Origin of the sequence: Halalkalibacter oceani (assembly GCF_023715705.1) — a bacterium.
GTDB lineage: Bacteria > Bacillota > Bacilli > Bacillales > Bacillaceae_D > Halalkalibacter > Halalkalibacter oceani_A.
The window spans coordinates 310,952-318,677 of the sequence record NZ_JAMBOS010000003.1; the positions used below are offsets into that span (position 1 = coordinate 310,952).

General features: G+C 39.0%; 4 protein-coding genes. All 4 read left to right on the plus strand.

Translation table 11 applies throughout. The features are described 5' to 3' along the window. Positions 1-402: 402 nt before the first annotated feature. Positions 403-3,867, plus strand: coding sequence for an S-layer homology domain-containing protein (locus M3212_RS05040; protein WP_251192860.1), 3,465 nt, complete (start codon positions 403-405; stop codon positions 3,865-3,867). A 252-nt stretch (positions 3,868-4,119) separates the two neighbouring features. After that, positions 4,120-6,411 (plus strand): hypothetical protein, encoded by a 2,292-nt coding sequence (locus tag M3212_RS05045; protein WP_251192861.1) that lies wholly within the window; start codon positions 4,120-4,122, stop codon positions 6,409-6,411. A gap of 187 nt (positions 6,412-6,598) precedes the next feature. Next, the gene (locus tag M3212_RS05050) at positions 6,599-6,874 is read left to right on the plus strand and encodes an AbrB/MazE/SpoVT family DNA-binding domain-containing protein (protein WP_251192862.1); all 276 of its coding nucleotides are present in this window, start codon (positions 6,599-6,601) and stop codon (positions 6,872-6,874) included. After that, a complete protein-coding gene (locus tag M3212_RS05055) occupies positions 6,858-7,256 on the plus strand; it encodes a putative toxin-antitoxin system toxin component, PIN family (protein ID WP_251192863.1) in 399 nt (132 codons plus the stop codon). The genes M3212_RS05050 and M3212_RS05055 overlap by 17 nt, the downstream gene beginning before the upstream one ends. Positions 7,257-7,726 lie beyond the last annotated feature (470 nt).

Consider the following 7,726-nt stretch of genomic DNA (forward strand, 5'->3'; position numbering starts at 1 on the left):
GGTATCGATGGGAGAAATCTATGGAAATATGTACTAATATCGAATTGGAAGAAAACTATTGAATTTTATGTAACATCATGTAGAATAAAAAATAACTACCTTTCCTAAATATGAAAACACTTGAGAAATGTTGACTTTCTTTCCTACAACTTTTACATAGTGGTTGACATTACTAGGATTGGTAATTATACTATTCTTGCAAGCATTCTACCCGCGTTTTACTAATGTTGGAGAGCTAAGCTATCCGAGTTTCTTTTGCAAGTGACTCACCAAGCGTTGCGATTTACTATCAACGTACTTACAACATGGTTCGACATTACAACATCTGATAGTAGCAACTCTTTGACAATTAGTAGAAATACGTACATTTAATGTACATAATTCAAAGGAGGATTTACCCACATGGCTTATCAACCTAAGTCTTATCGCAAGTTCTTAGCAACATCTGTAACAGCTGCAATGGTAGCTACAGTTGCTGCGCCTGTAATTCCGTCAGTTTCCGCTGACACACCAACGTCATTTCCTGACGTAGCTACAAACCACTGGGCTTCAGATTCAATCGCCTATCTAGTGGAAAAGGGAGCAATTGAAGGTCGTCCTGACGGCACTTTCGATCCGAATGCAAGCATCACTCGTGCTGAGGCAGCAAAGATCCTTGCGATCACGCTTGGTTTAGATGTTGATTCTTCAGCAAGCACTAACTTCTCTGATGCTGCGAACCACTGGGGTTCTGCTTACATCGCAGCAATCCAAGAACAAGCTCCTGGCGTAATCGACGGTTACACTGATGGAACTTTCCGTCCTAACCGCACAATCACTCGTCAAGAGATGGCGAAGATGATTGTAACTGCTTATGATCTTCAAGAAGACGAGACAGTAAACATCGATTTCACTGACAACACTGGCTGGGGTGCTGAGTACATCACAACTCTTGCTAGCCTTGGAATCGTTGAAGGCGTTCGCGCTGGTCAATTCCAGCCAAACGGCAACGTAACTCGTGCTCAAACTCCTGTATTCGTACACCGTGCAGAAGTTCCTGAAGTACGCATTCCTGTGCCAGGCGGCGAAACTCCAGTTGAGTTTGCGATTACCAATGTTGAAGCGTTGACTGAAGAAGGCCGTTTTGCTGAAGTAACATTCTCTGTTCCTGCAAATAGTAACATTACTCGTAATGACGTAAATGTTACAAATGCAAGAACTGGCGAACGTATTGGGATTCAGGAAGTTGATCTTTCTAACGACCGTCGCGTTCTTACAGTTACATTCTTTGAGAATGATATCGATCGCCCGATCCTTGAGCGTGGTGAAACATATCGCTTTGCAGTTACGCATGGCGGAGAAACATACACGTATAATTTTGAAAGACCACAATATGCAGAAGCTCGTGTTATCGATGTCGATAATGAAGAAGGCAAACTGCTAATTGATTCTGAAACTACTTCTACATCTAACGAGAGATATCACGTTAGCAATCTTAATCTTGAAGTTGCAGATGCGGATATTGATTTAGAGTATGTTCTTGGTCGTGACATTCGTGTTTGGTATAACACTGAAGATGAAGTTGTGAACATTGAAGTGAAAGACGAAACAGTTCACTATGATGCTGTAGAAGTGAATGGTGATGAGATTGAACTTCTTGATCTAGACGATGAGTTTGATTTCTCTGATGACGCTATCGTTCGCATCAACGGAGATCGTGCTGATGTTGAAGATCTAGATGAATACTATGACTATGCTAAAGTCGTATTAGACGGAAGCGGCGACGTTGTTTACGTGAATGCCTACAACTGGGCTGATTACGTTGTTGTCGACGAAATCGATGGTACTGAAGTATTCGGATATGACGGATACATCGACGTTGATTTAGAAGACTACATCATCGTTAAAGACGGAGAAACAATTTCAATTGATGACATCGAGCAAAACGATGTTGTATTCTTCAATGATGATCCAGAAAACGATGATGAAGGTTATGCAGAAGTATTCACTCGTACTGTATCTGGTGAAATCACTGGTATCTTCGAAGATAAGTTCGAAGTTGACGGTAAGCTTTATGATTATGCTGGAGATCGTGAGTGGGAAGTTCGTTACATCGATGAAGATGGCGATGTAGAAGTACTTGGTACTGGTTCTGACGCTTCTGACGTTATTGAGCGTTTCCAAGATGCGGGTGATGTTACAGTATTCTTAGATCGTGATAGTAACCTTGTATTTGTTGCTGGAGAACTAGGAGAACTTAACCGTAACCGTCTAGGTTCATTGCTTCTTGATGACGTAGTTGGTTATAGCCAAGCAACTCGTGATCGCTTAGAAGTATCTGTCTTAAGCCAAAATGGCGAAGCTAATGTTTATGATGTACGTCTAGATTCTTTAGATGAAATCATCGTAGACGGTGAAGCTTATGATGGCGAAGACCTTGAATTGATTGACGCTAATGCTGCTGGTGGAGCTAGTGGTATTCGCGTTGAAGGTGGAGCGCAAATCGTTGATTTCTCTGAAGTTGGTCAAAGAGGTCAACTAATCCGAGTTCACCTTGACAACAATGATAATGTAACAAAATTTGAATTCTACACTGATGGATTCGATGGCGATGGTTTCATTGGATTCGAGGGTGTATTTGAAATCGGCAAAGACAACTTCTTCAACGGAAAACGCATCCAAAACAACGCTGTTGTATTCGATGCAACTGATCATGACTGGGATGATGATAAGAGCATCAGCACAGGCGATGTTGAAGTTTCTACTTGGGCTGAATACAAAGATGAAACTTCAGCTGATGAAATCCATGAAGCGCTTGTTTACTATAACGACAGAGACAATGTTACTTACTTAGTAATTGTTGATTCTGATGTTGATAGTGAAGATGCAGATACTCCTGCATTAATCAGAAGCGTACTTCGTAACACAGATGGAGAAATCGTTCGCTTCGATGCTTATATCGATGGAGAGCGTCAAACATTCCGTGCGGATGAAATCCTTGATTCTGAGATTAACGGTATTTCACGCTTAGGCCGTGGCGACGCTGTCTACTTTGCACAAAACAGTAACGGATTAGTAACTGAAATTGTTGCTGCTGATACTGCACGTGTAACAAATATTACAGATGTTTCTGCAGCTAACCGTACAATCACAGGTACAGGCGGAACTTATGAACTAGTTTCAGACGGTTACGTTCTTGACAATACTGGTTCTAACGTTGAAGTGAAGCGTCTATCGGACCTTCGTAACCTTGATGATAACGAAGAAGTACTAGTTATCCTTGATTACGATGAAGATGGAGACAACACTCGTTTCGCGAAGTTCTTTGTTATTGTGAATGCTACAGACGATAACGAAGATGAAGAAGTAAACGAGAACCTATCAGTTGATCTTACTGCTCCAACTGTTGAACTTGGTGATACATCAGTAAACGTAACGTACACAGTGTCTGATCTAGATGAAGAAGTAGAACTTAACTTCGAAATCACTGATGCTGACGGTGCCACTGTAGCTGATGCTGATGAAACAGTATCTAGTAATGGAGAAGAAACTGTAACTCTTAACGTAGAAGATGGCATTGGAGCTGGAGAGTATACTGTTACAGTATCACTTGATGGTGAAGAGCTTGATTCTGTTGGATTCACAGTTGAAGAAGCAGGTGAAGATGAAGTGACAGTGGAAGTTCAAGATGTAATCCCTGGAGTATTCAATGTATTTGTGGCTGCTTCAGAATTAGATTCTACACCTGAAGAAGGAGATACTCTTACTCTTTCAGTAGACGGTAAGGATCCAATTGTTCTAGCATATGAAGCAGCAGCTGAGCGTTTCGCTGTCTATGCTGTTCAAGGATATACAAGAGCTGAGCTTGAGGGAGCTTCTGTAAACTAATATTATCTTTCTCGAGAAGGTGTATCTTGAAAATCTTCAAGGTACACCTTATTCAAAAATAACAACGTGACTTATGACCGGGTTAAAAAGTTTTTAAATATTTCAAGCTTACTCAAAAGTTCCTTAAGTAATTATCTTTAATGTATTGTAAAAATGATTTTAAACATGAGCTATTATTTCAACAGCTAGATTTTACAACACGAAGCAATAGTAGCTTTATACTTAAATAGTATTCTCAGGAGGCAAATCCAAATGAAAAAGATTCCGTATAAAGTTTTTTCAGCTTCAGCCATGGCTGCTGTATTAGCCACGACAGCAGTACTGGTAGCTCCTGTTCAAGCAGGTGCTGAAGAAGTAGCAGAAATTTCTGTTGATTCCGTAGCTGTAACAGTAGGTGAAGAAGCTGTAGTCGTCGACTTACTTAATTATGCAACTGCAATTGGTGGCGGAAATGCTGCATTATTAGAATACTTAAAAGATGGAAATGAGTATCCTTCGGTAGCCAGTGTGAAGTTAGGCGATAAATATATCAGTTTAGTGGATTATGCACAAGGAATAGGGCAAGACAAGTCTCTTGAAGAAATCGCGGAAGAATCTGAAGCTGTTTCAACTGATGGATATAAAGAGTTCGTTGACTTTGATGAAGATGGAGCTCCAATTTTTGAAGAGATTGTTGAAGGGTTAACTGTTGAGGCAGTAAGTGCGATTGAAACTACAATTGTTGAAGTAACATTCCCAGAACTTGCTGAAGCTCTTGAAGATGCAACAGTTGAAGTAACAGACAGTGAAGGAAATGTCCGTGAAGTTGTTGCTCAAGATCTTGCAAAAGGTGCAACAGTTGCACAATTCGACTTTGTTGAAGCTGTTGACGAAGATGACCTAGTAGGAGTTTGGGCAGTTAACGGTGTTGAGTATAGCTTTGATGAGTTGAAATTGGTAGAAGATATCGTTGAGGAAGCAAATAAATTTCCGAACGAAAACCAAGTTAAGTTATTCGATTTATTAACACAAGCAGGAATTCAAAATTTAGATGCCGATAAAATTGCTGATTACGCAGAAGATATAGAAGGGGCTTCACCGTCCCCAGTCTGGGTATCAGATGTACAAAAAATTATCGACGAGGCAAATAAATCAGACGAACAAAAAGCAGCCGAAGCTGCGGTTGTTAAAGCTGTTGTAGATGCAACCAACCAAATCCAATTATTAGCAGCACTTGAAGCGAATTTTGAACGAGTAAATAAAGATTGGATAACTGATTATGCGAATACTGAAGTCGTTACGGGACCGCCTGCTGTAACGCTATTAGACCTTGAAGGCGAAGGAGCTACTGGGTACGATGCAGTAGATTTTGATGGTATCCAAGAAATCATTGATGATGCTAATGAAGCGGCTATTGATCAAGCAAACGCTGATGCAGAAAAATCAGCTGACCAAGCTAAAGTTACAGCTTTAATTGAAAAATGGGTAGAAGCTGATGATCCCGAGACTCCTAATACTACACCTAAAGCAGATGCAATTGCAGCATCTAAAGCTAAAGAAGCAGCGTTTAGAGTGGCGGAAGCTAATACTGAAAACTCTTTATTCAACGCTTTAGTAGCTTATGCTAATGCTACAGAGGATTCAGTATTAAAAGCTTCTGAATTAAATGCTAACTTAAAAGCATTTTATTTTGCCGAACTAGACAAAGATGATTTAATTGATAATACAATTACTGATGCAGCAGTAGGTCATGACCATGCTACAAATGGTATTAAAGCAAAAATTGTTAGCGTAGCAAACGATAAATCGCTAGATCAAGCTCTTAACGATTTAGGCGAAAAAGCAACTGATTACGACGGAGATAAGAGTGCAACTAACAAAGCAGCATTCCAAAAAGCTTTACAGCAGCTAGCTAACTACACAAGTCACTATACTGAAGCTGATGAGAAGTTCTTAATGTCTACAATCGATGATGCTCTCCTAGAAGAGTATGCCGATGCATTGAAAGGCATTGATGACACTGATGATGTTGACACTGTTCAACAAGCAGTTAAAGGTGTAAATGATGATGCAGAAGAACTTAAATCTGTAAAAGCAATCAATGAAGCTACAACTGCTTCACAAGTAAAAACTGCATTAGATAATTTATCAATCACATCTTATATCAATATCCCAAGTGTTGATAAACTATACATCGCAGAAAAGGTACTTGAAGCTCGTGCTGATGAAACTGACGAAGAGTATGACGATAAAGCTGCTGTAGAAACTGCTTTAACAACGGCTGGAACTGGCATTATTGCTGAATATGAGGCTTTAATTGCTGAATTTAAAGCTGAAGAGATTGTAGAAGATGCCGCTAATAATGCAAAGACTACAACAGAAGTTATAGCACAGCTTAACAAATTAAGTTATGATGCTTTTGATAACCTAACTGCTGGTGAAAAAGCAGAAGTTGCTGAGTATTTCCAAGCTAACTATCCAACGGATGATAATGGAACAGTAGATTACAAGACTTTAGCATCCATCAAAGCTGACATCGATAAAGCCATCGCAGCAATTCAATAAGAATAATTAAACGCTCAACACTAGTAAAGTGTTAAGCAACATAATAGGAAGAACTGACCTTTCGGGGTTGGTTCTTTCTTTTTTAAATGGTCAAAGAATTATTTAATGAGGTTGAGTTTATTTTTTCAATGTGCATATAATAAAGTAAGATAAATCTTATTTACAATGCAAACAAGGAGTTGGGAAAATGGAACTTGCAAAGGTAACCGTAAGAGGACAGATTACAATCCCAAAAGAAATACGCAAGAAACTCAATATTAAAGATGGGGACAAAGTTGTTTTCCTTGAGGAAAATGGGAAGATTATTATAGAAAACTCAGCAATGCTTGCCTTGCGTGAGATTCAAGATGGTTTCAGAGACGAAGCTGAAAGGTTAAACATAGAAGATGAGCAAGATGTTGTGGATTTAGTTAAGGGAGTCAGAAAAGAGATGTGGGAAGAAAACCATGCGAATAATGATTGATACGAATATCCTTATTTCTGCCATCCTGTTTCCGAATTCACATATGGATGGGATTTTAAGAATCATAACAGAAAAGCATAAATTGGTTTTATCCTCGTTCGTAGTTAATGAATTTTTTGAGGTGGTCAAAAGAAAGTTTGCAAATAAGGTTAAGTTGGCAGACCGCTTTTTAGTGTCACTCCCTTTTGAATTAGTTTATACACCAAAAAATATAGAAGAGGGCATGTTTGAAATTCGAGATAGTAAGGACTACCCAGTTTTATACATGGCTATTGTTGAAGATGTAGACATTCTTATTACAGGTGATAAAGATTTTTTTGATGTCGAAATAGAAAGACCAGAGATACTAACACCAACACAGTTTTTAGAACGCTACAGCTAGTCTGTGCATTTTTAACACTTGCAAAGTGTTGCAACAAAGGGGGAACTGACCTTTCGGGGTCGGTTCTTTCTTTTTGTGTTTCAAGATTAGTAGCGTATCATCCCTAGCGGAAAAAGCCAAGGTGAATCTACATAATGGGGAAAGGATGAAGACATATTGTAAAAAATTCACAATTTGTTCGTATGCGTTCGGAGTGAAATATATTGACGATAGAAAAACTTTGTCCTATAATTTAATACAAGTTGATGGTTCGGACTTCAACTGTAGAGTAGACGGATATACCATTAGAAGGTATATCCACAGAGTTTAAATAGCTGGATAATGGAAGTCCAGTTAAAAAAAACTTAGACGGCACAACTAACACAATGGTTTAGTTGTGCCTTAACCATTTGGTTTCAAGATTGTTTAAATATTCATTTGGTGCCTTCTTGAACCTTCTTTGTTTTGTATGTGTGTAAATACGTTTTTCC

Coding starts and splice junctions, on each gene's coding strand:
- M3212_RS05055 (WP_251192863.1), top strand. CDS start 6,858: ATGCGAATAATGATTGATACGAATATCCTTATTTCTGCCATCCTGTTT.
- M3212_RS05040 (WP_251192860.1), top strand. CDS start 403: ATGGCTTATCAACCTAAGTCTTATCGCAAGTTCTTAGCAACATCTGTA.
- M3212_RS05050 (WP_251192862.1), top strand. CDS start 6,599: ATGGAACTTGCAAAGGTAACCGTAAGAGGACAGATTACAATCCCAAAA.
- M3212_RS05045 (WP_251192861.1), top strand. CDS start 4,120: ATGAAAAAGATTCCGTATAAAGTTTTTTCAGCTTCAGCCATGGCTGCT.